The sequence below is a fragment of the Acetobacter zythi genome (assembly GCF_963921165.1).
Classification (GTDB): Bacteria; Pseudomonadota; Alphaproteobacteria; order Acetobacterales; family Acetobacteraceae; genus Acetobacter.
Map to the genome: position 1 here is coordinate 401,372 of NZ_CAWUEO010000012.1, position 25,797 is coordinate 427,168.

The window sequence follows — 25,797 nt, forward strand, 5'->3', positions numbered from 1 at the left end:
TTTGCTGGTTACAAGGCGTAGGCCCGGGTGCTGCGTTCAGGCCAGCAGGTTGGGGTGCCCCAGTGTTGCCAGTAATTTGGCCGCACGTGCATCGGCATGGATAATGGTTACGGTTTTGCCCCGTCCTTCCAGCCGTGTTGCGGTTTTTTCCAGCGTGTCGGCCGCACTTATGTCCCATAGATGGGCGTCGGCCAGATCGATTACCACGTGTGTGGCTGTGCCTTGAAAATCCACTGCATCGGTCAGCACACTGGTTGAGGCAAAAAAGAGCTGGCCATGCACGCCGTAGGTGCGGGTTTTGCCATCGGGGCTGTCCTGTATGCTCACCTGCACCAGCTTCATGACCTGAAACGAGAAGAATAGTCCGTTCAGCAGCACACCGCAGGCAACACCGGCTGCCAGATCGTGCGTGAACACAACCACCACAACGGTCGCCAGCATGACCGTGGAGGACAGCTTGGGGTGGGCCACCAGTTCGCGCAGGGATGACCACGAAAACGTGCTGATGGACACCATGATCATAATTGCCACCAGTGCCGCCACGGGCACCTGTGCAACAAATCTGTGCATGGCCACCAGAAGCAGCAGCAGAAAAGCCCCCGCCGTAAAGGTGGACAGGCGGCCCCGCCCACCATAGCGCAGGTTGCCCACGGTCTGGCCGATCATCCCGCACCCGGCCATGCCCCCGAACAGACCGACAAAAATGTTGGAAATGCCAAGCCCCGTACATTCCATACGTTTGCTGGAATGGGTGTCGGTCAGTTCATCCACCACCGTTGCGGTCATGAGCGATTCCAGCAGGCCAACCATGGCCATGGCAAAGGCATAGGGGAGCACGATCTGGCATGTCGCCCACGTAAAGGGAACATGCGGCACGGTCAGGTGGGGGAGGCCGGTGGGGAGTGCCCCAAGGTCGGCCACAACATGAATGGGCATGGGCACAGCAAGGCTGACCCCGGTCAGCACCAGAATGCAGATAAGGGGGGAGGGCACGGCCGTGCTCAGCCGTGGCAGCAGGTACACAATGGCCAGCCCAAGGGCGATCAGGGCGTAGGTGTGCCACGTTACATGCAACATCTGCGGGATCTGGGCGGAAAAGATAAGAATAGCCAATGCATTAACAAAGCCCGTCGCCACCTCGCGCGAGACAAAGCGCATCATGCTTTGCAGCCGCAGCAGCCCGAACAGGACCTGAAAAGCCCCCGCCAGCAGGGTGGCCAGCAGCAGGTATTGCAGCCCATGCCCATGCACCAGATCCGCCGCAACCAATGCAACAGACCCCGCAGCACCCGAGATCATGCCCGGTCTGCCCCCCGTTATGGCAATGGCAATGCTGATAACAAACGAGGCAAAAAGCCCCACCTCCGGCGCAACCCCCGCCACGTACGAAAACGCGATAACTTCGGGAATAAGGGCAAAGGTGCCGACCATACCGGCCAGAACGTTACGGACGGGTTGTTCCGTCCATTCACGCATATACTGCTGAACACTCACGAGGCAGAAAATATCCTGTATGCTAGGGGTTGGTCGTTCGGTGCCAACAGGCATAAACCGGACTTTTTATGGGCGGAAAGGTTTTTCTTTCCGCTCACGGCTTGCGCATCTCCTGTCTGGCCGGAATGGTAGCAGGCTCAGGTTGCGTTCTAGGTGCATGAATATGGTCGGTCTTTCCTCTTCCACGCCCCTTGTATGGATACTGGCCGGAGAAGCGAGCGGAGATGTGCTGGGCGCGCGGTTGATACACGCCTTGCGTGCGCGCAACCCCCATATGCGCTTTGCCGGAGTGGGGGGCGCGCGCATGGCGGCGGAGGGGTTTGTCAGCCTTTTTCCCATGCGGGATCTGGCGGTCATGGGGCTGGTGGAAATTCTGCCGCGTGTGCGCCAGCTTTCGCGCAGGCTTAATCAGGCGGTGGAGGATATTAGCGCCCAAAAACCCGATCTGGTCATTACCATAGACAGCCCCGGCTTTGCCCTGCGCCTGCTGCGGCGGATTGCGGGGCTGGGCATTTTGCGCATGCATTATGTGGCCCCGCAAGTATGGGCATGGCGGCAGAAAAGGGTGCGCAAATTCCCCGGCTTATGGGACGAGCTGCTGTGCCTGCTACCGTTTGAGGAAGAGTTTTTTGGCAGGCATGGATTAAAAACCCGTTTTGTGGGCCACCCGGTCCTGCAATCCGGCGCGCAGGATGGGAACGCCGCGCGATTTAGAGCACAGCACGGGCTGGCGGAGAACGCGCGGGTGCTTGTGCTTATGCCCGGTAGCCGCCGCTCGGAGGTGCCACGCCTGCTGCCGGTTTTTGGGCAGATGCTGGCCCTGCTCCGTACCCGCATGCCCGATGTGGTGCCGGTTGTGCCTGTCTCTCCCATAGTGGCGGCCACGGTGGAGCAGGCGGTTGGGAACTGGCCGATCCGCCCGATTGTGGTGACAGATGTGCACGACAAGCACGATGCCTTTGCCGCAGCCGGGGCTGCATTGACCAAATCTGGGACATCCACCCTGGAGCTGGCTCTTGCGGGTGTGCCCATGGCTGTGACCTACCGGGTTAACCCCCTGACCGCCTTTATGGCGCGCAGGCTGATCCGCGTTCCCCATGTGGCCATGGTCAATCTGTTAGCCGGGCGGGAGGTTGTGCCAGAACTGCTACAGGAAAACTGCGCCCCAGACGTGCTGGCGCGTGCAGTGCGCAAACTGTTTGAAGACCCGGCGGCCGCGCAGGCCCAGAAGGCCGCCTTTGCCGCAGTTCTGCACGGGCTGGAAGGGCCGGGGGGTGTTTTGCCAGCAGATGCGGCGGCATCTGCCGTGCTGGACCTGCTGGCAGCAAAGGGGCGGGTGTAAGCCTGCCCCTCAGGCGTGGGTGTGGCCGGGCGTGTGGTAAAGCTCGGCAGGGTCAATTTCGGGCTTGGTCAGTTCCACCAGCCCGGTGGGGGTGAAGGCGCGGTAAAAGCAGCTTCTGCGGCCCGTGTGGCAGGCAACGCCAATCTGGTTGACCAGCAGCAGAACGGCGTCTGCATCACAGTCCAGCCGTGCTTCGTGCAGGTGCTGGACCTGACCGGAGGTTTCCCCCTTACGCCACAGCTTTTTGCGGCTGCGGGAGTAGTAACAGACCCGCCCGGTAAGCAGTGTTTCCCGCAGGGCTTCGGCGGTCATCCATGCAATCATCAGCACTTCGCCTGTGTCATGCTGCTGGGCAATGGCGGCAATCAGGCCGGATGCATCGTATTTGACCGTGCTCAACATGGCATCAAGCACTGTGGCGTCGGGGGCGGTGTAGGTCATGGTGTGTCCGGTGTGGTGGCGGAGGGGTCTGGTGGTGTGCCAAGGGCTGGTAGCAGCCACGCGGGGGGGCGGGCAACCACGTTATGGTCAAGGCAGGTCAGGGGTTTGTCGGCCATGTCCACCTTGAGCAGCGCTAGCCCGATATGATCGCGCGAGGAGCGCAGGGTGCCCACCTCCTGCCCCTTATGCAGGATTGGCGTGCCCGGTGCGGGCAGGGGCGCTGTGGCGGCAATGGGGACAAGGCGGCGTTTGAGCAGGGTGCGGTAGTGCATGCGGGCCGTTATTTCCTGCCCCATGTAGCATCCTTTTTTCCATGCAATGCCGCCCAGCAGATCCATGTTGGCTTCTGCCGCCAGTGTGCGGCCGGGTTCGCAGTCCTGTACGCCATCGGGCAGGCCAAGGGCCAGACGGTGCAGGTCGTAGTCCAGTTGTGTGGCGGTCTGCTCGGTATGGGCGGGCGGGTCTATCAGCCGCCAGCCCGCATTGGGGAGTCTGGGGTCTGCTACACTGATTGCGTTTTCCAGCAGGGCGGCGTCGGGCCGGTTACCCCATGCGGCATAAACGGGGAGCGCTGTTAGCTCCATCTGCACATCCGAACGGAGGCGGAAGCGCATAAGCTGTGTGCGCAGGGCCTCGGCCTGTTCGCTGGCGCAGTCCAGCAGCAGGCAGGTGTCGTCCGGGTCGGGTATGGCAAAAAAATCAGCCTGCCAGCGGCCTTGTGGGGTCAGGCACGCAGCCCATGCCGCCTGCGCAGGTTGCAGGGCCGCAATATCCGCTGTGACCAGCCCTTGCAAAAACCGCACACGGTCCGCACCGGAGAGTTTGATAACGCAGCGGCCCTCAAGCCGGGTCATATGGGATGGGGCTGGCAATGGCATGGTATGTTCTTCCCTACTGCAAGGACAGGCCTGTCGTCTAACCCTAGTCCCGGATATGCTCTGGTGCCAGAGGGCATGTTCACGTCTGGGTCTGGTGCAGGAGCGCCAGAGCGGCGCTGGCCACGCGCTCAACACTTAACCCGGCAATGGGGGCGTGCCCCTCCGGCCCCGGAGCTTCCACCCATTGTGTGACAGCACCCGTTGGTGCGTATTCGGATGCGCGCGAGGGACCAAACAGCCCCAGCGTAGGGGTGCCCGCCGCTGCCGCCAGATGCATGAGGCCGGAATCGTTGCCGATATAAAGGGCACAACGGGCCAGCATGGCGGCGGTTTCAGTCAGGGCAAAGCGCCCGCCTGCGTCTATGGCGTTGGGGAGGGCGCGCAATACCGGGTGGGCCAGTTCGGCCTCCTGCGCGCCGGGGCCGTAAAAAATGGCGGGTCGGGCATGGGGGTAGGTGGCGGCAAGCTGCTGCCACAAAGGCAGGTAGTTGGCTGTGGGCCAGATTTTGCCCACCCAGTTGGCCGTAGGACCAAGGGCAATAACCGGTGCGGTGGGGGATGAGGGGGGAATACTCTTTGCCGCAGTCTGCCGGTCCGCCTCGTTCAGCCAGACCGTAGGGTGTGGGGGCGGGGTCAGGCCAAGCAAAGCGCCCAGATGACCAACCCGCCTGCCGGGCCTGCGCCCACCACGCATGACCAGCCGCCGCCCCGAACGCAGGGCAAAACTTATGACCGAACCGCGCAGGTCCACGGTCATGTCCCACTTTGTGGGGGCGCAGGTTTTCCACAGGTCCAGCCAGTGCAGGTCATAGGGGCGTTTGCGCATGACCAGAACCCGTTCGAGTCCGGGCATGTGGCTGAACAGTCCGGCGGCTACAGGCCCGCAGGCTACTGTTATGCGCGCATTGGGCCATTGGCGGATAAGCGTGTTGAGAATGCCGGTGGAAATTACCGCATCCCCAAGGCGGGTGGCCGTAATAAAAAGAATGCGCATATGATCAGGCTATACTGTCTCTTTGTGTCTTTTCCAAGTTGAGCGGATATGGACATTTGCACCGCGTATGCCAGAAGATGGGCCGTTGCTGTGCAATGGGGTCTGCTCGGGTGGAGCAGGCCAGCCAGCTATGGTCCGCTGTCTGGACAATAAGGGTATTTTGGCAATGTTGCAGAAAGGTTTTTTGCTGGCGTCCATTGGGGGGCTGGTGGCTATGGTTGCGTGTGCTCCCGCCCATGCGGCGGAGCGGGTCTGGGTGCCATCCACCTGTGGTGTGGAACCGGATGCGCCTGTGGTTGATGTGTCCAGCGTGGAAAAATACAATGCCAGCGTGGATAAGGTGAGCGCTTACGAAAAAGCCGCCCGCACCTACAATGCCTGTGTTTCCAAAACGGCAGTGAAGGAAGAAACCGCGATCAGCAACGATGCGCGGGACAAAATTGCCTATATTCACAACGGCAGCACCGCCGTGCAGCAGCGCATAGGTGCGAACTTTACCCAACTGACAACCGCACTCAAGGCCGGTGGCACCAAGCTGCAAAAAGCTGCCCATTAAGGCATTTTTGCATAATTGAGGTGCGCCTGTTGGCCCATAACACGGTATAACAGGCGCACAACAGACACTCTGCGCCTTGTGTCATGCGTCCGGCTGGGGCAGATATGCCATAATACGGACAGGCATGCATTGGCAGGAACAGGAACGGGCCGGATCGTGGCAGAGGATATTTACCGGGAAGTTGACGAAGAGCTTAAGGCTGAACGCATGCGTGTGCTCGCCCGGCGTTATGCTGGCGTGGCGGTCGCTGCCGTTGTGGCCGTTGTTGCGGGGGCTGGCCTGTGGTCATGGCAGCTTGCGCGGCACAAGGCTCTGGATCAGGCGGCAACAGGCGCGTATCTGGCTGCCTTGCGCCAGACCGATCATCTGCCCGATCAGGTGGGCAGCAGCCCCGTAGCCCTTGCAGGCAAGGCGCAGACTGGTCTGGAGGCGTTGCAAAAGCTGGCGACATCAGGCGATCAGGGTGTGGCCGCGTTGGCCCGGATGCAGGTCGCCGCAGTGCAGGCCGCCCGGGGCGATGCCGCCGCCGCACTGGCCGCATGGGGTGCCGTGCAGGACAACCCCGATGCGGACCCCGCCCTGCGTAGCATTGCAACCCTGCTGTGGTGCCAGCACCAGCTTGATACGGGGGATATTCCTACCCTGCGCTCCCGCCTGTCGCTGCTGAGCGGGCAGGGCAAGGCATGGAACGGCCTTGCCGTGGAGGCACTGGCTGTTCTGGATGTGCGTGAGGGGCATAAGGACGATGCCCGCAAAAAACTGTCGGCCCTTGTAGACTCGGCCGAAACACCCGCAGGTGTACGCAACCGGGCGCAGGATATGATGCAGGCCCTTGATCCGTCAGCAGGATAAAACCATGAGCAGCAAGACATATATTGGCGCCGCCGCCCGGTCCGGCCTGACCCGCAGGAGCCTGCTGGCAGGTGCGGCACTGGCCCCCACACTGGCCGCTTGTGGTGATGACGACGACGATAAAAAACCCCTTCTGGCCGGGCACCGCACGGATGTGCTGTCTTCTGGCGCGGGGCTGATGGTGGATAAGGAAGACCACACCGCCATTGCACTGCCTGCTCCGATCTCGGTTTCTGAATGGCCGATCAGTGGCCGTGTGCCCGCGCATACGGGCAGCAACTATGCGTGGGGTGGGCTACACCGCCGCTGGAAGCACAGTATCGGGGCTGGCATTTCCCAGCCGGACTTTATGGCATGGGCGGCCCTTGGCTCGCTCGGGCGCGGCATGCTGGCCTGCGTGCCGGTTGTTCATAACGGGCGGCTGTTTGTTATGGATGCGCAGGGCGTTATCCGTGCCTTTACATGGCCTGCCATGCGGCATGTGTGGACTTTTAACCCACGGCCCAAGCAGTCCCGCTCCAGCAACACCGGCGGCGGGATCGGGGTTGATGGGGACGTGCTGTATATTGTGGACGGCATTTCGCAGGCTGTTGCCGTTTATGCCGCCACAGGCAAGGTCAAGTGGCGGACCGATGTTGGAACCCCCGGCCGCTCCGCCCCGACTGTTGCGGAAGGGCGTGTCTATTTTGGCACCATTGATGAGCGGTTTTTCGCACTGGATGCGGCAACTGGCCACCAGATATGGACGTACGCCGCAACGGCTGCCGAGACCACGGTGTTTGGTCAGGCGGCCCCCGCCTACGCCAATGGCGTTGTGGTGGCAGGCTTTGGCGGGGGGGATCTGGTCGCCTTCCGTGCGGAAAGTGGTGAGGTTGTGTGGAGCGAAATGCTCGGCAATGTTGGCTCACAGGCCAGCACGCTCAACCTTAACTGTGTGCGCGGCCTGCCGGTTATTGTGGGCAGCGTTGTCTATGCAGTCAGCATGGCGCAGGTGCTTGCCGCGGTGGATATCCGCACGGGCCGCCGTGTGTGGGAACGCTCCGTTGCCAGTCAGAACAGCATTCTGTGCGTGGGGGACTGGTTGTTCATTGTCTCCCTTGACCAGCAGATCGCCTGTATCGACCGGCTTTCTGGCCATGTGCGCTGGATTACCCAGCTCCGCCGCTTCCGTAAGATCAAGGAAAGCAAGGATATTGTCACATGGTTTGGCCCCATTATGGCGGGTGGCCAGCTTGTGTGCCTGAGCACCCTGCCAGAAAACGGCATGATCCGTATTAACCCGCTGACTGGCGCAATTATCTCTATTGATGCAATGGAGACCACGTCCTTCGTGCCTCCCATTGTTGTGGACAACCAAATGCTTATCGTAACAAATGACGGAAACCTGATCTCCTATGGTTGAACGTCGCAAGTCCATGCGCCCCCTCCCGCCGATACCGACGGGGGACCTTCCGGTTGTTGTTATTGCCGGTCGCCCCAATGTGGGCAAATCCACCCTGTTCAACCGTCTGGTCGGGCGCAGGCAGGCACTCGTGGCGGACACGCCCGGCGTGACCCGTGACCGCAAGGAAGGTGTGGCCCTTGTACGTGGCCGCCACATCCGCCTGATTGATACGGCGGGGCTGGAAGAGGCCGCACCAGACACACTGTTTGGTCGCATGCGTGCCTCGTCCGAAAGTGCCGTGCAGGACGCGGACCTTATTCTGTTCTGCATAGATGCGCGCGCGGGCATTACCCCTGCGGATGAGCATTTTGCCCAATGGATACGCCGCCAGAACCGGCCTGTGCTGCTGATCGCCAACAAGGCGGAAGGGCGGCAGGGTACGGCGGCAGCGCTGGAAGCCTACAGGCTGGGTCTGGGTGACCCGCTCGGCCTGTCCGCCGAACACGGCGAGGGCGTGACGGACCTGATGTGGGAAATTGCCGAACGCCTGCCCGCCGATAAGGTGGGGGATGAAGAGGACGAATGGGCCCCCGAACCCGAACTCTCGGAAGAGGAAGATACCCGCCCCAAAGGTCCGCTCAAGATTGCCATTGTCGGTCGGCCTAACGCGGGCAAGTCCACCTTGCTGAACACCCTGTTGGGTGAAGAACGCATGATTACCGGCCCGGAGCCGGGGCTTACGCGCGATTCCATTGCCGTAACCCTGCATGACGGGGACGATACGTTCGAAATTGTCGATACGGCAGGTCTGCGCAAAAAAGCCCGTATTGATGAGGCGTTGGAGAAGATGTCCGTCTCCGCTTCCATTGAAGCCCTGAAAATGGCGGAAGTGGCGGTGCTGGTGCTGGATGCAACACTGGGTGTGCATGAGCAGGACCTTCAGATCGCCCGTCTGATCGAGCGTGAAGGGCGTGCCTGTGTGCTGGCCCTGAACAAGTGGGATGCGGTGGAAGACCGCACGGGCACGCGCAAGGCCATTATGGACCGGTTGAGCATCTCCCTTGCCCAGATGCGCGGCGTGCCGGTCGTGACCTTTTCCGCCCTGACAGGCTCGGCCGTGCAAAAGCTGCTGCCTGCCGTGCGTGAGGCATGGACTGTGTGGAACGCCCGCGTACCCACAGGTGCCCTCAACCGCTGGTTTGAGGAAATGCTAGAACGCCACCAGCCGCCATTGGTGGATGGCAGGCGGCTGAAGCTGCGTTACATGACGCAGGTTAAGTCCCGCCCGCCAACCTTTGTTGTTTTTGGCACCAGAGCCGAGCAGATGCCCGATGACTACAAGCGGTATCTGGTCAATGGCCTGCGTGAGGCATTTGACCTGCCGGGTGTGCCCATTCGGCTACAGATGCGCGGCACCAAAAACCCATATGCGCATAATCCCTGACCCTAACAGGTCAGGACTGACGCAAAGGGGTGTCTGCTGCGGCTTTGTCATGGGCTGCCAGCTCTGCCACAGGCAGCATGGCCCCCCAACAAGGAGCCAGAACCCAGCATGACGCCCCCCCAGCAGACCACGCCCCGCCAGCCAGCCCCCTCCGATGGTCTGCATGGCTCGGCCAGAAACTGGGCCATGCTGGCGGTCTCCCTGTCCGTTTTTCTGGCATTGCTGGATTACGCCATTGCCAATGTGGCCCTGCCGGACATAGCGCGCGACCTACGGGCTTCCTCCTCCTCCTCCATCTGGATCGTTAATGCGTATCAGATGGCCAGTCTGGTCTCTTTGCTGCCATTGGCGGCCCTTGGTAGCCGTGTCGGGTTTGCGCGGCTGTGCCGGGCGGGCATTCTGCTGTTTATGGTGGCTTCGCTCCTGTGCGCCATGGCAACCAGCCTGCCCGTGCTTGCAGGTGCCCGGGTGTTGCAGGGCATAGGGGGGGCCTGCATCATGAGCGTGAACATCGCTCTGGTGCGCTTTATTTACCCCTCGGCGGAAATCGGGCGTGGCATGGCGCTCAACGGGCTGGTTGTCGCACTTGGCGTGGCTCTGGGGCCAACGGCTGCTGCGGGTATTCTCACCTTTGCCTCATGGCCATGGCTGTTCTGGATCAACCTGCCTTTGGGGGCCGCAGCCCTTGGCATGGCGTTTTATGCCCTGCCCAACACCCCGCGCGCACCCCATATGCCCGATGTAACCGGCAGCCTGCTGTGTGTTGTGGCCTTTGGAGCCTGCATTATGGGGGGCGATGGGCTGGCCCATGCCCAGAACTGGGCGGCGTCTTTGGCTCTGCTGGCCTGCGGGCTTATGGCGGGCACATGGCTGGTGCGGCGCGAAGCCCATATTCCCCAGCCCATTCTGCCGGTTGACCTGTTGCGTCGGCCAGACTTTGCTGTGGCGTTCACAACCGGGTTTTGCGGCTTTATTGCCTCCAATTTTTACATCGTTTCCATGCCCTTTACCTTGCATGATGCGCTGGGCCTGAGTTCGGCCCAGACGGGGTTGCTTATTACGCCGTGGCCTATTGGCATTATTCTCTCGGCCCCGGTTATCCGCCGGGTGGCGGACCGTATTTCCGCTGGGGTGCTGTCCTCCATCGGGTTGGGGCTTACGGCGTCTGGCTTTTTTCTGCTCTGGCAACTGCCTGCGCACCCGGCATTGTGGGATATTGCATGGCGCACGGCGCTGGCCGGGTGGGGGTTTGGGTGTTTTCAGCCTCCCAACAACAGAGCGATGATGGTTGCAGCCCCGCTGCACAGGGCTGGTGGAGCCAGCGGCATGGTGCAGGTGGCCCGTCAGGCCGGGCAGACTGTGGGGGCTATGGGCGTTGCCGCCTTTTTTACCCTCTGGGCCGATGCCGCCAACCGGGAATGCCTGTTGGTCGCGGGGTGCGTGGCCCTGTTTGCCGCATTGCTGAGTGCAAGCCGTCTGTTGGTTGGGCGGTCTGCATAATGCGCCACGGCGGTGGCACGGGCAGGGGAGCGTAAAATGAAGACATGCCTTGTTTACCGTGACCGGCTTTTGCCCGCATCCGAACAGGCCTTCATGCGCAGGCAGTACATGGCTTTCAGCCAGCTAAGACCCTACTGGGTTGGTTGCCACCGCGATAACCCTCCTGCGGACATGGCCACCACCTTACGCATTATTGGCGAAGGCTCCATGCTGGGGCCATTGCAGCGGTTGGCGTTCAAACAGATGGGGTGGAGGGCAGGCCATGCGGTGGCCGATCTGGCTCCTGTTGTGGTGCATGCACAGTTTGGTCGGGGCGGCGCGTTGGCGCTGCCCATTGCCCGACAATTGGGTTTGCCGCTGGTTGTGACCTTCCATGGGGGGGATGCGTTCAAGGACCGGCATTACCAAAAGCGTTTTCCCGCGCCTGTTTTTCAGCGCCGGTGGCAGGCATTGCTGGACTACAGCGCCTTGTTTGTGTGTGTGTCCGATGGCGTGCGCGACAAGCTGTTAGAGCGCGGGGCGCCAGCCCATAAACTGGAAGTGCTCAACATTGGCACGGAGGATGTCCCTCCCGCCCGTGGGCCATTTGACCGTCTGGTCTTTGCCGGACGGTTTGTGGAAAAAAAAGGCCTGCCCGTGCTGCTGGATGCCCTGCGCATTCTGGCCGGGTGGGGAATAACACCCCCGGTTGTGCTGGCGGGCGATGGACCGCTGCGCAGCGCCATGGAGCAGCAGGCGCAAGGGCTGGACCATGTCTGTTTTGCTGGCTGGCTGAGTGCAGGGCAGTTACGCCAGCAACTGGAACATGCAGTGGCACTGGTTGTGCCCAGTGTACGTGCCACGGACGGAGACCGGGAGGGCCTGCCCAGTGTAGCGGCCGAAGCCATGATGTGCGGCGTGCCAGTTGTGGCTTCGAGCGAGGCCGGGCTGGACGCGGCCATGCTGGGTGGGGGGGGGATGGTTGTGCCTGCGGCAGATGCGCAGGCGCTGGCTCAGGCCCTTGCCCATGTTCTGCAGCCGGGTGTGCGGGCAGGCATGGGGCAGGCGGCCCGCGCGGTGGCGCGTGAGCAGCTTAGGGCGCAGGTCCAGTCCGCCAGACTGGAGCAGCGCCTTTTGTCTGTGCTGTAATCAGATTTCGCTTTCAAGAAAAATACGCGAGGCATCGCCCATCCACGGGCCATAATAGCGTTCCAGCCAATGTTCGGCCTGTGTGGGCGCACCTGCGGCAAGGGCTGTGAGTGGGGCCAGATAGACCCATTCGCTCGTCTGGCTCTGCTCATCCACCATATCGCGGTTTTGCAGACCATCCATGGAGATGGAGAGCATGTGGGCCGCAAGGTCACGCACCGTGCCTTCGCCCCATGGTGTGTCCAGCCCCATCATGGGCACCAGTTCGCGCAGCTTGATGTAGTCTTCCCACGGGCGCGCACGCACCAGTTCCCATGCGGCTTCCAGGGCTGCGTCATCATACAGCAGGCCGGTCCACAGGGCGGGCAGGGCCATCATCATTTCAGGCGATCCGGCATCGGCTCCGCGCATTTCAAGGAACTGTTTGAGTCGCACATCGGGGAAGGCGGTTGTCAGGTGGTCCTCAAAATCGCCCATGGTGGGCGTTACGTCCTCCAGCCCGTCCTGGCGTTCCCCCTTCATCCATGCACGGAAGGAGCGGCCAGCCACGTTGCGCATCCTGCCTTCACGCATGATGAAGTACATGGGCACGTCCAGCGCCCACTCCACGTAGCGTTCAAAGCCAAAGTCTTTTTCAAACACGCAGGCTGGCATGCCCGAGCGGGCATTGTCCGTATCGGTCCAGACCCGTGCGCGGTTGGAAAGGAAGTTGTTGGGCTTGCCCTCCACAAAAGGAGAGTTGGCGAACAATGCGGTGGCCACGGGTTGCAGCGCCATGGAAACCTGCATCTTGCGCACCATGTCCTGCTCGGAACCAAAGTCCAGATTGACCTGCACGGTGCAGGTGCGCTGCATCATATCCAGCCCCATGGTGCCGACCTTGGGCATGTAATCGCGCATGATGCCATAGCGTGTTTTGGGCATCCATGGCTGCTCGGCGCGGGTGGCGGTAGGGTGGAAGCCCAAAGGCGCAAAGCCCAGCCCCAGCTTGCGCGCCAGCGGGCGCACGGCATCCAGATGGTTGCTGAGTTCCTCTGCCGTGTCATGCAGGGTGCGCAGGGGAGCGCCCGAGAGTTCGAACTGCCCGGCAGGTTCGAGCGATATGGCCGCACCTGCGGCCTCCCCCTGACCTTTAAGCCCGATAATGCGGCCATCATCGAGCACGGAGGTCCAGTCATCCGGTTCGGATTTGTGGAGGTTGCGCAGCAGGGTTTCTATGCCGTTGGGGGCGTAGGGTGGGGTTGCGTATGCCGTGCCACCCGCCTGCGGGGCGGCGTCGCCCACCACGGCCTCGGGCCGCATGAAACCGAATTTTTCGTGCTCGGTGCCTATGCGCCACGCATCACGCGGTTTGCAGCCCTGCGCAAGCAGTTCGGCAAGCTGCGAAATGGAATGGACGGGCGTTGTGTCTGAGGCACCGGGGTTGGACATGAGGTTTTCTGTATCCCAAAAACAGCCTTGCAGTTGTGGGGCAAGACAGGAGCAATTGCCTTATTGTGATGAAACCGGGGCAGAGCGCAAGCCATTGCCCAGCAGGGCAAGCCCCGCCACCACGGCCGTGTCGGCCCGCAACACCAGTGAACCAAGGGAAATTGGGGCAACAAAGGGGCGGTGGAGCAGGGTTTGGCATTCGCCATCACTCAACCCGCCTTCTGGCCCGATCAGGAGTCCGTCCCCCTTACGCACGTGTGGTGGTGCGGGGGAGGCTGCGCCATCACGCACGTCCAGCCGTTCGATTGCGGCAAACAGGGTTGTGTGCTGTGGCCAGCCCCCCAGTAACGCGGGCAGGGTCTGCGCGGGAGCTATGGTGGGAATGTCCAGCCGCTCGCACTGTTCGGCGGCTTCCACGGCTATGGCATGCAGGCGCTCGGGGTTGGTGCGGTGCGTGTTGGTGCGCTCGGTTGTGAGTGGCAAAAATTCGGTTACCCCCAGTTCCGTGCCCATACGCAGGACCAGATCGGTGGCATCGCGCTTGAGCAGGGCAAAAGCCAGCCGGAGTGGAGGGCAGGTCTGTGGGGGGCGGGTCTGGTGTTCAAGTGCCAGCGTCCCCCGGTCTTTGCGCAGATCCGTAATACTGGCCAGCCACTCCCCTATGCCAGCGTGGAATATACGCACCTGATCCCCCGCTTTTTTGCGCAGGACGGTGCCAAGGTAGCGGGCCTGCTCGGGGGGGAGCGGGCAGGAGGCGCCTGCGCGCGCATCGGGCAGCAGGGTGGGGTCTGCATACAGGCGGGGGAGGCGGAAGAGGGCATGCATGCCGGTCATTTTTCGTGCGTCTGCTCAAGTAACGGAAGAACAGGCCCGGTTTACGCACGAAACACCCTGTTTTGCAAAGCAGGGGCGGGCGGGTGGTTATGGTCCGCCGCAGTTTGTGGCATAGGAAGGGGCGCAAAGAACGCCCGTTATTTTTGACAAAAGGCCATATCAGAATCGTGTCTGCTCCCCCCATCAGCCATACCGACATCCGGGTTACGGGATGGATTGCCCGCCTCCCTCCCTCCTTGCAGGCTTATGCATTGCTGGCCCGGCTGGACCGGCCCGTGGGCACGTGGCTTTTGTGGCTGCCCGGTGTGTGGGGTATTTTGCTGCCACAGGGCGTGGCCCCGTTGGAGCGGGTCAGGCTGATTGTTCTGTTTGGCATTGGCAGTCTGGTCATGCGGGCGGCGGGGTGCGTTGTAAACGATATGTGGGACCGCGATATTGACCGCCAGGTCGCGCGCACGGCGGGGCGGCCACTGGCCAGTGGTGCGTTGAGCATGCGGCAGGCCGCGGGCTTTCTGGCCCTGTTGCTGGCCATGGGGCTTGGTGTGCTGGTGCAGCTTAATGGGCTTTCGTGGGTGCTGGGGGTGTCCTCTTTGGTGCTGGTGGGCCTTTACCCGCTGGCCAAGCGGTTTACGTGGTGGCCGCAGCTTGTCATGGGGTTTACGTTCGGGTTTGGTGCTCCCATGGGGTATGCGGCGGCGGCTGGGCAACTGACATGGGCGCAGGCCGTCCTTTATGCCGCCACGATTGTCTGGCAGCTTGGGTTTGATACGATTTATGGCTTTCAGGACATGGAGGATGATGCCCGCATAGGCGTTAAATCCACCTCCCGCCTTATGGCAGGGCGTGCGCGTGCCTTTATTGGCGTGTGTTACGCCCTTACGGTTGTGCTGCTGGCGGGTGCTGGCATGCTGGCGGGTGCTGGTGTGCTGTTCTGGCCCGCGCTGCTGTTGCCCGGTGTGCTGTTCTGGCGGCAGGCTGTGGCGGTTGATCCGGCCCGGCCTGCTTTGTGCCTTGCACAGTTCCGCGCCAACCGCGAGATCGGGCTGACCATTGCGCTGGCTCTGGCGCTCGGGCTGCTGGCGGTTTGAGAGTATGATGTTTTTTGCTGGCGGTTCTGGCTGGCGGTCAAAGTGAGATGCCCCGTTCATGAAAAGAGTTTTACGCGCTGTTGCGCCAGTATGTGCCGGTCTGCTCCTGCTTGCGGGGGCCGCACACGCGCAGGATGTTGCCGGTGAGGCCGTTGCGTCCTCCACCGTTGTGCCCGCCCGCCTGAGTGCGGCGGATCAGGCATGGGTGGGCAAAATAGAGCAGGCCCTCAACCGATCGCTCACGTTTGAAGCCCGCATCCAGCAGATAGATGCAGAGGGCAAGCGCACAACTGGCAAAGTGTGGATGAAGCGCCCCGGTCAGATGCGGCTGGCCTATGACCCGCCATCCCCTCTGTTGCTGGTGGCCAATCAGGGCAAGGTGGTGTTCCGCGACAGCCAGTTGGACCAGACCACGGTTATTCCCATGGACCGCACGCCACTTGGGCTTTTGCTGGCGCCGCATATCAGCCTGTCCGATGGGGTAACGGTGACTGCATTCCGCCACGAGGCTGGTCTGGTCGCGGTGCGGCTGGTCCGTAATGCATCTCCCGCAGATGGCAGCCTGACACTGGTTTTTTACGAAACCCCATTGGCTCTGCGGTCATGGAGTGTGCTGGACGCTCAGGGGCGGGAGACACGGGTCACCCTGTTTGATGTGCATCCGGGGGCGGATATTGCCCCCAGCATGTTCGACCTGCCCGCCCAGCCCGAAGACTAGCACCGCCGTTTGGAACCTACTGGAAAACCACGTAACGCATGGCGATATTAAAGCCAGACAGGACCGAATGTTTAAGACCAAGGGTATGAACGCCATGACCATACGGCACGCAGCGCCATGACCGGGGATGACCTGTTTGGAGCCGCCCCACCATCCGCCGCCGGGGGGGAGGGCAGTGCTGCGCGCACGGGGGGCAGGGCTGCCCCAACCCAGCCATTGGCGGACCGCCTGCGCCCGGCCTGTCTGGCCGATGTGGTGGGGCAGGGGCATTTGCTGGGGCCGGAGGGCACACTCACCCTTATGCTGGAACGCGGCACCCTGCCCAGCCTGATTTTGTGGGGTGGTCCTGGTGTGGGCAAAACCACCATTGCCCGCCTGCTTGCACAGGCTGCGGGTTTGCGGTTCATGCAGATTTCGGCCGTGTTCTCCGGTGTGGCGGACCTTAAAAAAGCGTTTGACGCCGCACGTAAGCTGGCTGCTGGCGGCGTGGGCACTCTGTTGTTCGTGGATGAAATTCACAGGTTCAACCGCGCGCAGCAGGATGGTTTTTTGCCCGTGGTGGAGGATGGCACCGTTGTGCTGGTGGGCGCCACAACCGAGAACCCCTCTTTTGCCCTGAACTCGGCCTTGCTCTCACGTTGTCAGGTCATGGTGCTCAACCGGCTGGACGACCCGGCCCTTGAGGCCCTGCTGGCCCGTGCGGAGGAGGAAACAGGCCACCCCCTCCCCCTAACGGAGGACGGGCGCGCCACCCTGCGCGCCATGGCGGATGGAGATGGGCGCTACCTGCTGAACATGGTGGAGCAGGTGCTCAGCCTGAAAAACACCAGACCGCTGGATGCGCAGGCTCTGGCCCGGCTGCTGGCCAAAAGGGCCATTCTGTACGACCGGGACCGCGAGGAGCACTACAACCTTATTTCCGCCCTCCACAAATCGCTCCGTGGCTCGGACCCCGATGCAGCGCTGTACTGGTTCGCACGGATGCTGGAAGGGGGCGAGGACCCGCGTTATCTGGCCCGCCGCCTGACCCGCTTTGCCACCGAGGATGTGGGCATGGCCGACCCCAACGCGCTGCCGCTGGCCATAGCCGCGTGGGAGACATACGAACGTCTTGGCTCGCCAGAAGGGGAGCTGGCTCTGGCCCAGCTTGTGGTGCACCTTGCCACAGCCCCCAAGTCCAACGCGGCCTACAAGGCCTATGGCGCGGCCCGCCGCGCGGCCAAGGCCACGGGCAGCCTTATTCCCCCCGCCCATATTCTGAACGCGCCCACGCGGCTGATGCAGGATATTGGCTACGGCAAGGGGTACGAATACGACCACGACGCGGAGGAAGGCTTCTCGGGGCAGAATTATTTCCCCGATGGTATGCGCCGCCAGACCTTTTATAATCCAACGGCCAGAGGCTACGAACGGGAGGTCAAACACAGGCTGGAAACATGGTCCCGCTTGCGGGAACGGCGCCAGTCGTGAATATCAGCGCATGAGTGTTGTCAATCTTACCGTGAGCGAGGACGAGGCCGGCATCCGCCTCGACCGTTATTTCCGCCGCCATTACCCGCACCTGACCCAGGGCGCGCTGCAAAAACTGTGCCGCACAGGCCAGATTCGCGTTGAGGGCAAACGGGTGGAGGCTTCCACCCGGCTGGAGCCGGGGCAGAGTGTGCGCGTGCCGCCCATTCCCATGGCCGCCAAGCCCGCGCGCGATGTGCCGCGCCCGCTGGACGACAAGCTGGTGCGCGAAATCCAGCGTATGGTCATCTATCAGGACAAACATCTGATCGTGCTTAACAAACCCTCCGGCCTTGCCGTGCAGGGTGGTCCGGGCATTACCCGCCATGTGGACATGATGCTCGATGGCCTGCGTGAAAACCCAGAGGACCCGCGCCCAAGGTTGGTCCACCGGATCGACCGCGACACGTCGGGCCTGCTGCTGCTGGCCAGAACCCCCGGTGTTGCCGCCAAGCTGGCGGCCTATTTTCGTGGGCGGGACGTTAAAAAAACATACTGGGCCGTTGTTGTCGGCAGGCCAGACCCGCTCTCGGGCGAGATTGACCAGCCGCTCGCCCGCCTTGGGGTTGGCCCCGGCGCCATTACGGTTGCGGCTGATCGTAAGGATCAGGACGCCCAGTCCGCCCGCACAGTGTACGAAGTGCTGGATTCGGCGGCCCGCAAGTTCTCATGGCTTGGGCTTTCCCCACTGACGGGGCGCACACACCAGTTGCGCGTGCATTGCGAATCCCTTGGCACCCCCATTCTGGGCGATCCCAAATATGGTGGGGCCACAGCACATCCCTCGGGCTTTACAGACCAGTTGCACCTGCATGCGCGGGAGTTGGACATGCCACACCCCGCAGGGGGCCGACTGGTTGTAAGCGCGGAACTGCCCCCCCATATGCGTGAGACCTTTCGCGCTCTGGGCTTTACACCCGGAACAACGCCTCCCCCTGCGCGCAAGGGCGGCTGAGCGGTAACGGACCTCGCGCGGGAGAGAACGTGAAGATGCAGTTGAAGTGGAAAATTGGCCTGCTTGCGGGTGTTGTGGCTGTGGTCGCGGGTGGCGGGACAATTTTTTCCGCAACGCAGGACGCAACGTGGCTGAAAACCCGGCTGAGTGATGCTGTGGAACAAAGCACGGGGCGGCGCCTGAGCATTGGCACGCTGCATGTGTGGGTGCTGCCCTTCCCATGGGTGGAGGCGCAGGATGTGCGCCTCTCTGGTGTGGAAGATGGTGGGCCGGACGCGCTGGCGGTCAGGCAGGTGCGCGCGCGCCTTTCCATTATGCCGCTGTTCTCCCACCGCATTGCTTTTCGTGATGTGAGCGTGATTGCCCCCCAGATAACCCTGCGCCGCCTGAGCGATGGCCGGGCCGACTGGCTGCTGACCCCACCCACCCCGGCAGCGGAGGCCAATGCGCCCGCCGCCGCACGCATGCACTGGAATGTGGGCGTGTCGGACCTGACGGTCCTACAGGCCAACGTGGTGTGGGATGATGCGCTAACCCATTACTCCGGCACATTTGCTCTGGCCAAGGCGGCAGTCCACGGGCTGGACGGCACCGCCCCCAATCTGGACATACAGGGCCAGAAAGGCCCGGCCAGCTTCAGCCTGACCGGGCAGACAGGTCCGTTCTGGCCCCTTGGCGCGCAACTGCCCCTGCAGTTGCGGCTGAGCCTGAATAATGGCGGACATTCCATAGGTCTTGCCCATGTGGATGGCGTGATCAACGCGCCACAGGCCGAACGGCAGTATGACCTGCATCTGGGTGGTTCGGTCGGGCAGTTGCAGGACCTGAACGTCTTTTTCCCCCATGCCGACCTGCCCGATGGGCAGAATCTCTCGGTCGATCTGAGCGTGGGGGGGAGTGGGGATGCTCCGCAGGTGCAAAGCCTGCATGTGCGTACGGGCCGTGTGGATCTGGCCCGCTGGCTGCCGCAGGCCGCCCTGACCCGCGTTGTGGTGGACGCCCCCACACCAGCAGACCCGCTGAGCCTGCATGTGGATGGGCAGATGGGGGACCAGCCCGTCAGCATGAACGGCTCGGCTGCCACCTTGGGCCAGCTTGCGCTTATGCAGGAACAGACCGAAGCCCCGGTTGACCTTGCTGTTACGCAGGGCAATTCGTCCGTGCAGGTTAAGGGGGCACTCAGTGCGGCCCATTCCGCGCTGGATGTGCAGGGCAAGCTGGATCATCTGAGCTTTGGCGCACAATGGCCAGATGCGACCGGGCTTACGGTTGCAGGCCATGTTGAGAGCGATAAAACGCAGCTTCTGTACAAAAACCATACCGTGGCCGATGTGCTGCATGGCCTGACCCTTGCGGCGGACGTGCAGGTGCAGGCCATAAGCTGGCAGGGTGTGGCCTGGTCGCAGGTGCAGACCCACGTTGCTCTTGCCAATGCCCGTCTGGCGTTGGACCCCATCCATGCCGTGGGGAATGGCCAGCAGCAGGCGGCGCGGTTTGTGTATGACCTGTCCGGCGCGCAGCCACAGGTCGAAGCCTCGGCCCGCTCCGTGTTCCTGCCCTTGGCGGTGGTGCAGGCATGGATGCACGTAGCACCGGATATGCAGGGTACGGTCCAGCTTGTGGGGGCACTCTCCACACAGGGCGATAGCGCACAGGCGCGCAGTGCATCCTTGGCCGGGCACCTTGGTGCGTCTGTTGTGGATGGCAGCGTGGGAGGGTCTCTCATTCGCCGTCTGCTGGGGCCGCAGGTGCCGGTTAAGGGGCAAATGCCCATCCGCTGCTTTGGGATACACACACAGTTTGCCGATGGTGTGGCCCATATTGATCAGGTAGGGCTGGAGAGCGACTTTTTGCATCTGCGCGGGCAGGGAACGGTCACGCTGGCCACGCATGAGCTGAACATGCAGCTTGCGCCGCAAGTGCTGCTGGGTGGGGCTTCTGCCTCGTCCTCCCTGCGTGTGACGGGTCCGTGGAACAGCCCGCAGGTGGGTATGGCGGCCGCGGATGACGGGCGCGTTGGCATTACCATTGGCGGCGGAGGGGACGAAGGGTCGTCCTGTGCGGCACTTCTTGCCACTGCGCGTGAGGGAGCCGATGGCCCAAGCCCGACCACAGTGACCAAAAAAGCCAGCAAGGAGCAAAAAATTATGAACATGCTGCACGGTCTGGGGTTGTTCCGGTGAGCGAAAATGGAACAGGCGTGCCCCAGCGCACTCCGCCGGGGCGCAAGCGTTTTTGGAAGCAGGTTGAACTTGTCGCGCATGAAGGTGGGTTTGCCGTGCAACTGGATGGGCGCAGCGTGCGCCTGCCGGGCAAGACCGCCCTGTGCGTGCCATCCCGCGCGTTGGCTGAAGCGCTGGTGGCGGAATGGCAGGCCGCGGGGCAGACTGCGGATGGGTACTTTGCCCCCGACGACCTGCCCCTGACCGGTATTGCCGGGTCCATGCTTGAGCGTATTCCGCAAGCGCGGGATGGTGTGGTGGCAAGCCTGTTAGCCTACGCCAACAGCGATCTGGTCTGCTACCGCGATGGCGCGGGAGGCAGGCTGGCGCGCCAGCAGGCGACCTTGTGGGACCCGTGGCTGGCATGGCTTGGCACAACCTACGGGGTGCGCTTCCGGACCACGCTTGGGGTTATGCCCATCTGCCAGTCCGCTCAGGACCTGTCTGCCCTGCAAAGCGTTATGGAGGGCATGACCAACGCCCAACTGGCCGTGCTGGGGGTTGCGGTGCCTGCACTGGGGAGTCTGGTGCTGGGTCTGGCGCTGCTTGGTGGTGCTGCGGTGGAGGAACTGGTTGCCTGCGCCACAGTGGACGAGCGCGAGCAGATGGCGGTCTGGGGGCAGGATACCGAGGTCACGGACCGCATTGCGCGGATGCAGATGGAGCTGGAAACAGCCGCCCGGTTTGAAGCGTTAATGCATCAAACCTGAGTGTCCGCCCAGCCAATGCCCTGCGTGCAGGGGTGGTGGGGGTGTTTGCGCACTTGGAGTTTTGTTGTTTTTCTGGTCACATCAAACAGCGGTATCGTTTTTTGCAGGAGAGTAATCAGGTCATGAAGATCAGCAATGGCATATTGGCTGCGGCAGTGGTCGCGGGACTTTCTCTCTCTGGTCTGTCCGCTCAGGCGGCGGGGCCGGGTGGCCCCGGTGGCTGGGGTGGCGGCATGGGGGCTGGCTCCACTTTTGGTGGTCCGGCAGGTAATGCGCTGGACGGGCTGGACCTGACCCGCAAGCAGCGCAACCAGATTGCCACTATCCTCAAGGAAGCGCATGATCAGGACCAGGCGCAGGACACGCAGGAGGAATTTGAAAACCTCCATGCCCAGATCGAAGACCTGCTGAGTGCTCCGGGTCCGCTTGATCAGGACCAGATTGCGCAGGTGCAGCAGAAAATGGCCACATTGCGCGCGGAGCGTGAGGCAAGGCACCTCCAGACCGCCAGCCGCATTCATGACGTGCTGACCACCGACCAGCTTGCCCAGATGCGGCAGCGGCAGAAGCGCATTCATGAACTGCTGAACGAGCTGAGCGCGTTGCAGCATCCCGCCCAGCAGGTGTCCTCGGACAGCCAGAAGAAGTAAAAACCAGAAGTTCCTTGACTCAGGGCCCGGTCGTACCGTAAGCCCTGCTACAAATCAGGACCGCCACTCCGCGAGTGTTCGCGCAGTGGCGCGTCTCGTTATGGGGTGTGTTGCACTTGTTCGAAGCTCTTTCAGGCAAGCTTTCCGGGGTTTTTGATGGTCTCGCCAAACGTGGCGCGCTGTCTGAAGCCGATGTGATGGAGGCCATGCGCGAAGTCCGTCTGGCCATGCTGGATGCGGACGTCGCACTGCCCGTTGTTAAGGACTTTGTTAACAAGGTTAAGGAACGCGCGGTTGGTCAGGAGGTGCTGGAAAGCATCTCTCCCGGTCAGGCGGTCGCGAAAATTGTTAACGATGCGCTGATCGATGCACTCGGCGGCGCAGGCGTTGCCCCCCTTAACCTGAACGCGGCTCCCCCTGTACCCGTGCTTATGGTCGGGCTTCAGGGGTCTGGTAAAACCACCACATCGGGCAAGCTGGCCCTGCGCCTTGCAACGCGTGAGCGTAAAAAGGTGCTGCTGGCCTCCCTCGATACGCAGCGCCCTGCGGCCCAGTTGCAGTTGGCCCAGTTGGCCGTGCAGGCGGGTGTGACCTCCCTGCCCATTATTGCAGGGCAGACGCCGGTGGAAATTGCCCACCGTGCGCTCGATGTTGGTCGCAAGGAAGGGTATGACGTCGTCATCCTCGATACAGCGGGTCGTCTCTCCATTGACGAAGCGCTGATGGAGGAAGTCCGCCAGATCAGGGATGCTACACACCCGGCGGAAACGCTGCTGGTTGTGGATGCCATGACCGGGCAGGACGCGGTCAACACCGCCAAGGCGTTTAACGAGGCCGTGGGTGTGACCGGTGTTGTCATGACCCGTATGGATGGTGATGCGCGCGGTGGTGCGGCCCTGTCCATGAAGGCCATTACCGGCGCGCCCATCAAGCTGACCGGCTCGGGCGAAAAGCTGGACGCGCTGGATGAGTTCCATCCCGAGCGTGTGGCGGGCCGTATTCTGGGTCTGGGCGATATTGCAGGCCTTGTGGAAAAAGCAGCCGATACGCTTGACCACGAGGAAGGCGAGCGTCTGGCCCAACGCATGATGGCTGGCAAGTTCGATCTGGATGACTACGCATCCCAGATCCGCCAGATCAACAAGCTTGGTTCCATTTCCGGTATTCTGGGAATGTTGCCGGGTATGGGTAAGGTCAAGGAAGCACTGGGGGACAAGGACCTTGATACGTCCGTCCTCAAGAAGCATCTGGCCATTATCGGTTCCATGACCCGTGGCGAACGCCGTGCGCCGGGGATTATCAAGGCCTCGCGCAAAAAACGTATTGCCGCAGGGTCGGGAACAACAGTTCAGGACATCAACAAACTGCTCAAGCAGTTCGACATGATGTCCACCATGATGAAGCGTTTTAACAAACTGGGCGTGAAAGGTCTCATGCGCCAGGGAATGTCTGCGCTCATGCCTAAGGGAATGGGTGGAGGTCCGCCGGGTGGCCCCGGTGGTTCTCCCTTCCGCTAATGCGGCCTGTTTCTGCCTAAGTTTTCCGGGTTTTGTTTTTCGGTCTGGAGTATTCCGAATGAGTGTTAAAATTCGTCTTGCCCGCGCTGGTGCCAAGAAGCGTCCTTACTACCACATTGTTGTGGCAGACAGCCGCAGCCCGCGCGATGGCCGTTTTATTGAAAAAGTGGGGGCCTATAACCCCATGCTGCCGTCCGATCACGCTGAACGCGTGCGTCTGGTCAGCGAACGGATCACGCACTGGCTTTCTCAGGGTGCGCAGCCGACCGATCGTGTTGCCCGCTTCCTTGGCAACGCCGGTCTGATCGCCAAGCCGAGCTTTAACGAGCAGCCCAAGCAGTCTGCTCCGAAGAAGAAGGCGCAGGAACGTGCAGCCGCTGCCGCTAAAGCAGCAGAAGCCGCAGCCTGAGTTAAGCCGAGCCAGCCATGCAGCCTGACCTGATCCTGATTGGTGTTGTGGGTAAACCGCATGGAGTGCGCGGCCTTGTGCGCGTGCATTCCTATGCGGCGGATGCCGCAACGCTGGAGGATTACGCGGTTCTGCAGGACGCGCAGGGGCGTCAATGGTCCCTGCGTTGGTGCGGTGCGGATGGCGTTGCCGAGATTAAAGACGCAAATGGCAAGCCTCTGGCGGACCGGACTGCGGCACAGGCGTTGGTGAACACCCGCCTGTATGTGCCGCGCTCCAGCCTGCCGGAGCCAGAGGAAGAAGAATTCTACCATGCCGATCTGATCGGTATGGAAGCGTTCGAAAAAGGTCTTTCTCTGGGGCGTGTCATCATGGTGCACGATTACGGTGCTGGCGCCAGCCTTGAACTGGGCGATGGCTCACTGGTTCCCTTTACAAAGGCCTGCGTGCCGGAAGTAAAGCTGGACGAGCGGACCATAACCGTTGTTCGCCCCGAGGAAGTCTCGGGGGAAGAAGGGCGTGGCGTTGGTAAGCGGCAGACGGGGGGGCCAGCATGAGCTGGAAAGCCACCGTTGTCACACTCTTCCCGGAAATGTTTCCCGGGCCTTTGGGGCAGTCCCTTGCAGGGCGTGCGCTGGAGAACGGAGTGTGGGAATGCCGTGCCGAAGACCTGCGGGAGCACGGTCTGGGCCGCCATCGGGCTGTTGATGATACGCCGTTTGGCGGGGGCGCTGGCATGGTTATCCGCCCGGACGTGGCAGATGCGGCCCTTGCCGCAACAGCCGCGGAGGCCAACATACCGTGTGTGTACCTTACACCACGGGGGCGTCCGCTTACACAGGCTGATGTGCGGCGTTACGCCGCAGGGCCGGGTGTTATGCTGCTATGTGGCCGGTTTGAAGGGGTGGACGAACGCTTTTTGCAGGCGCGGGGTGTCGAGCAGGTTTCCATTGGGGATTATGTCCTTTCAGGTGGAGAGACTGCGGCTCTGGTTCTGCTGGATGCGTGTGTTCGTCTGCTCCCCGGTGTCATGGGGAGTGAATTGAGCGGCGTGGAGGAAAGTTTTTCCGATGGGCTGCTTGAATATCCGCATTATACCCGTCCGGCTGTGTGGGAGGGGCATGAGGTGCCCGAAGTTCTGCTTTCGGGTAACCATGCCGCCATAGCACAATGGCGGCAGGCAAAGGCTGAAGAGACAACGCGGGAAAGAAGGCCGGATCTGTGGTCTGCCTGGCTGGCTCGCAAAAATGGAAACAGGACTGCAGCTGTGGGCGGGGCCGCACAGGCAGACCTAGGGGTTTGAGAAGGATACCGACATGAACATTATCCAGCAGTACGAAGCTGCAGAAATTGAACGTCTGACAGCCGCACGCGCAGTGCCCGTATTTGATGCCGGTGACACCGTGCGTGTTTCCGTGCAGGTCAAGGAAGGCGAACGCGTTCGTCTTCAGGCATTTGAAGGCGTTGTGATCGCCCGCTCCAACAAGGGCCTGAACAGCAACTTTACCGTGCGTAAAATCTCCAACGGTGAAGGCGTGGAACGTGTGTTCCCGCTGTATGCTCCGACCGTGGCCGAAATCAAGGTCGTGCGTCGTGGTAAAGTGCGTCGCGCAAAGCTGTACTACCTGCGTGGTCGTAGCGGTAAGTCTGCACGTATTGCAGAACGCCCGCGTGAAGTTGCTGCTCCGGCAGCAGCAGGCTAAAAGCCACAGGGCTTTTGGGCACGACGCCAGGCATGGCT

25 protein-coding genes are annotated in these 25,797 nt (G+C 62.0%); 19 read left to right on the forward strand and 6 right to left on the reverse strand.

The genetic code is table 11. The features are described from left to right. Positions 1-36 precede the first annotated feature (36 nt). Positions 37-1,476, reverse strand: coding sequence for a SulP family inorganic anion transporter (locus tag AABE20_RS07480; RefSeq protein ID WP_408740800.1), 1,440 nt, complete (start codon positions 1,474-1,476; stop codon positions 37-39). 181 nt (positions 1,477-1,657) lie between these two features. Here AABE20_RS07480 and lpxB point away from each other — a divergent pair, with 181 nt between their 5' ends. Further along, positions 1,658-2,836: a lipid-A-disaccharide synthase gene (gene lpxB / locus AABE20_RS07485; protein ID WP_338332500.1), complete on the forward strand. Its 1,179-nt coding sequence runs from the start codon at positions 1,658-1,660 to the stop codon at positions 2,834-2,836. Positions 2,837-2,845: 9 nt separating this feature from the next. On the opposite strand, the gene hisI is transcribed toward lpxB, so the two are convergent. The 3 genes from hisI to AABE20_RS07500 form a co-directional block, all read right to left on the reverse strand. Further along, complete coding sequence (gene hisI, locus AABE20_RS07490) at positions 2,846-3,277, reverse strand: phosphoribosyl-AMP cyclohydrolase (RefSeq protein WP_338332501.1); 432 nt, start codon at positions 3,275-3,277, stop codon at positions 2,846-2,848. Further along, positions 3,274-4,149 carry a CAF17-like 4Fe-4S cluster assembly/insertion protein YgfZ gene (gene ygfZ, locus AABE20_RS07495; RefSeq protein WP_338332618.1) on the reverse strand — a complete coding sequence of 292 codons (876 nt, stop codon included), beginning with the start codon at positions 4,147-4,149 and terminating at the stop codon, positions 3,274-3,276. Before ygfZ ends, hisI begins: the two co-directional genes overlap by 4 nt. Before the next feature lie 85 nt (positions 4,150-4,234). After that, positions 4,235-5,149, reverse strand: coding sequence for a glycosyltransferase family 9 protein (locus AABE20_RS07500; protein ID WP_338332502.1), 915 nt, complete (start codon positions 5,147-5,149; stop codon positions 4,235-4,237). A 166-nt stretch (positions 5,150-5,315) separates the two neighbouring features. On the opposite strand from AABE20_RS07500, the gene AABE20_RS07505 reads away from it, so the two are divergent. The 6 genes from AABE20_RS07505 (at position 5,316) to AABE20_RS07530 (ending at position 12,013) form a co-directional block, all read left to right on the forward strand. Continuing rightward, positions 5,316-5,705 carry a hypothetical protein gene (locus AABE20_RS07505; RefSeq protein WP_408740802.1) on the forward strand — a complete coding sequence of 130 codons (390 nt, stop codon included), beginning with the start codon at positions 5,316-5,318 and terminating at the stop codon, positions 5,703-5,705. 156 nt (positions 5,706-5,861) lie between these two features. Further along, positions 5,862-6,557: a hypothetical protein gene (locus AABE20_RS07510; protein WP_338332504.1), complete on the forward strand. Its 696-nt coding sequence runs from the start codon at positions 5,862-5,864 to the stop codon at positions 6,555-6,557. A 4-nt stretch (positions 6,558-6,561) separates the two neighbouring features. Then, on the forward strand, positions 6,562-7,959 hold the full coding sequence (locus tag AABE20_RS07515; protein WP_338332505.1) for a PQQ-like beta-propeller repeat protein: 1,398 nt from the start codon (positions 6,562-6,564) through the stop codon (positions 7,957-7,959). Between the two features lie 13 nt (positions 7,960-7,972). Further along, complete coding sequence (gene der, locus AABE20_RS07520) at positions 7,973-9,385, forward strand: ribosome biogenesis GTPase Der (protein ID WP_338332619.1); 1,413 nt, start codon at positions 7,973-7,975, stop codon at positions 9,383-9,385. Positions 9,386-9,493: 108 nt separating this feature from the next. Then, positions 9,494-10,885, forward strand: a complete 1,392-nt coding sequence (locus AABE20_RS07525; RefSeq protein ID WP_338332506.1) for an MFS transporter — start codon at positions 9,494-9,496, stop codon at positions 10,883-10,885. Between the two features lie 36 nt (positions 10,886-10,921). Further along, the gene (locus AABE20_RS07530; protein WP_338332507.1) at positions 10,922-12,013 is read left to right on the forward strand and encodes a glycosyltransferase; all 1,092 of its coding nucleotides are present in this window, start codon (positions 10,922-10,924) and stop codon (positions 12,011-12,013) included. On the opposite strand, the gene AABE20_RS07535 is transcribed toward AABE20_RS07530, so the two are convergent. Together AABE20_RS07535 and AABE20_RS07540 are read right to left on the reverse strand one after the other, a co-directional pair. Beyond that, entirely contained in the window at positions 12,014-13,444 is a 1,431-nt protein-coding gene (locus tag AABE20_RS07535; protein WP_338332508.1) for a glutamate--cysteine ligase, read from the reverse strand. Between the two features lie 60 nt (positions 13,445-13,504). Continuing rightward, positions 13,505-14,269, reverse strand: coding sequence for a 16S rRNA (uracil(1498)-N(3))-methyltransferase (locus AABE20_RS07540; RefSeq protein ID WP_338332620.1), 765 nt, complete (start codon positions 14,267-14,269; stop codon positions 13,505-13,507). A 176-nt stretch (positions 14,270-14,445) separates the two neighbouring features. On the opposite strand from AABE20_RS07540, the gene ubiA reads away from it, so the two are divergent. From ubiA to rplS, 12 genes are all read left to right on the forward strand, one after another. Beyond that, entirely contained in the window at positions 14,446-15,366 is a 921-nt protein-coding gene (ubiA, locus tag AABE20_RS07545; RefSeq protein WP_338332509.1) for a 4-hydroxybenzoate octaprenyltransferase, read from the forward strand. A gap of 58 nt (positions 15,367-15,424) precedes the next feature. After that, the gene (locus AABE20_RS07550) at positions 15,425-16,084 is read left to right on the forward strand and encodes a LolA family protein (RefSeq protein ID WP_338332510.1); all 660 of its coding nucleotides are present in this window, start codon (positions 15,425-15,427) and stop codon (positions 16,082-16,084) included. Between the two features lie 117 nt (positions 16,085-16,201). Continuing rightward, positions 16,202-17,554 (forward strand): replication-associated recombination protein A, encoded by a 1,353-nt coding sequence (locus AABE20_RS07555; protein ID WP_338332511.1) that lies wholly within the window; start codon positions 16,202-16,204, stop codon positions 17,552-17,554. A 10-nt stretch (positions 17,555-17,564) separates the two neighbouring features. Next, positions 17,565-18,548 carry an RluA family pseudouridine synthase gene (locus AABE20_RS07560; RefSeq protein WP_338332512.1) on the forward strand — a complete coding sequence of 328 codons (984 nt, stop codon included), beginning with the start codon at positions 17,565-17,567 and terminating at the stop codon, positions 18,546-18,548. A gap of 35 nt (positions 18,549-18,583) precedes the next feature. After that, entirely contained in the window at positions 18,584-20,731 is a 2,148-nt protein-coding gene (locus AABE20_RS07565) for an AsmA family protein (protein ID WP_338332621.1), read from the forward strand. A 17-nt stretch (positions 20,732-20,748) separates the two neighbouring features. Beyond that, entirely contained in the window at positions 20,749-21,480 is a 732-nt protein-coding gene (locus tag AABE20_RS07570) for an ATP12 family protein (protein ID WP_338332513.1), read from the forward strand. 122 nt (positions 21,481-21,602) lie between these two features. Beyond that, positions 21,603-22,130, forward strand: coding sequence for a Spy/CpxP family protein refolding chaperone (locus AABE20_RS07575; protein WP_338332514.1), 528 nt, complete (start codon positions 21,603-21,605; stop codon positions 22,128-22,130). 116 nt (positions 22,131-22,246) lie between these two features. After that, entirely contained in the window at positions 22,247-23,647 is a 1,401-nt protein-coding gene (ffh, locus tag AABE20_RS07580) for a signal recognition particle protein (protein WP_338332622.1), read from the forward strand. 58 nt (positions 23,648-23,705) lie between these two features. After that, positions 23,706-24,056, forward strand: coding sequence for a 30S ribosomal protein S16 (gene rpsP, locus AABE20_RS07585; RefSeq protein ID WP_165990771.1), 351 nt, complete (start codon positions 23,706-23,708; stop codon positions 24,054-24,056). Positions 24,057-24,073: 17 nt separating this feature from the next. After that, on the forward strand, positions 24,074-24,613 hold the full coding sequence (rimM, locus tag AABE20_RS07590; protein WP_338332515.1) for a ribosome maturation factor RimM: 540 nt from the start codon (positions 24,074-24,076) through the stop codon (positions 24,611-24,613). Then, on the forward strand, positions 24,610-25,359 hold the full coding sequence (gene trmD, locus AABE20_RS07595; RefSeq protein WP_338332516.1) for a tRNA (guanosine(37)-N1)-methyltransferase TrmD: 750 nt from the start codon (positions 24,610-24,612) through the stop codon (positions 25,357-25,359). The genes rimM and trmD overlap by 4 nt, the downstream gene beginning before the upstream one ends. Before the next feature lie 13 nt (positions 25,360-25,372). Continuing rightward, positions 25,373-25,759 (forward strand): 50S ribosomal protein L19, encoded by a 387-nt coding sequence (gene rplS / locus AABE20_RS07600; protein WP_048852794.1) that lies wholly within the window; start codon positions 25,373-25,375, stop codon positions 25,757-25,759. The last annotated feature ends 38 nt before the right edge of the window (positions 25,760-25,797 follow it).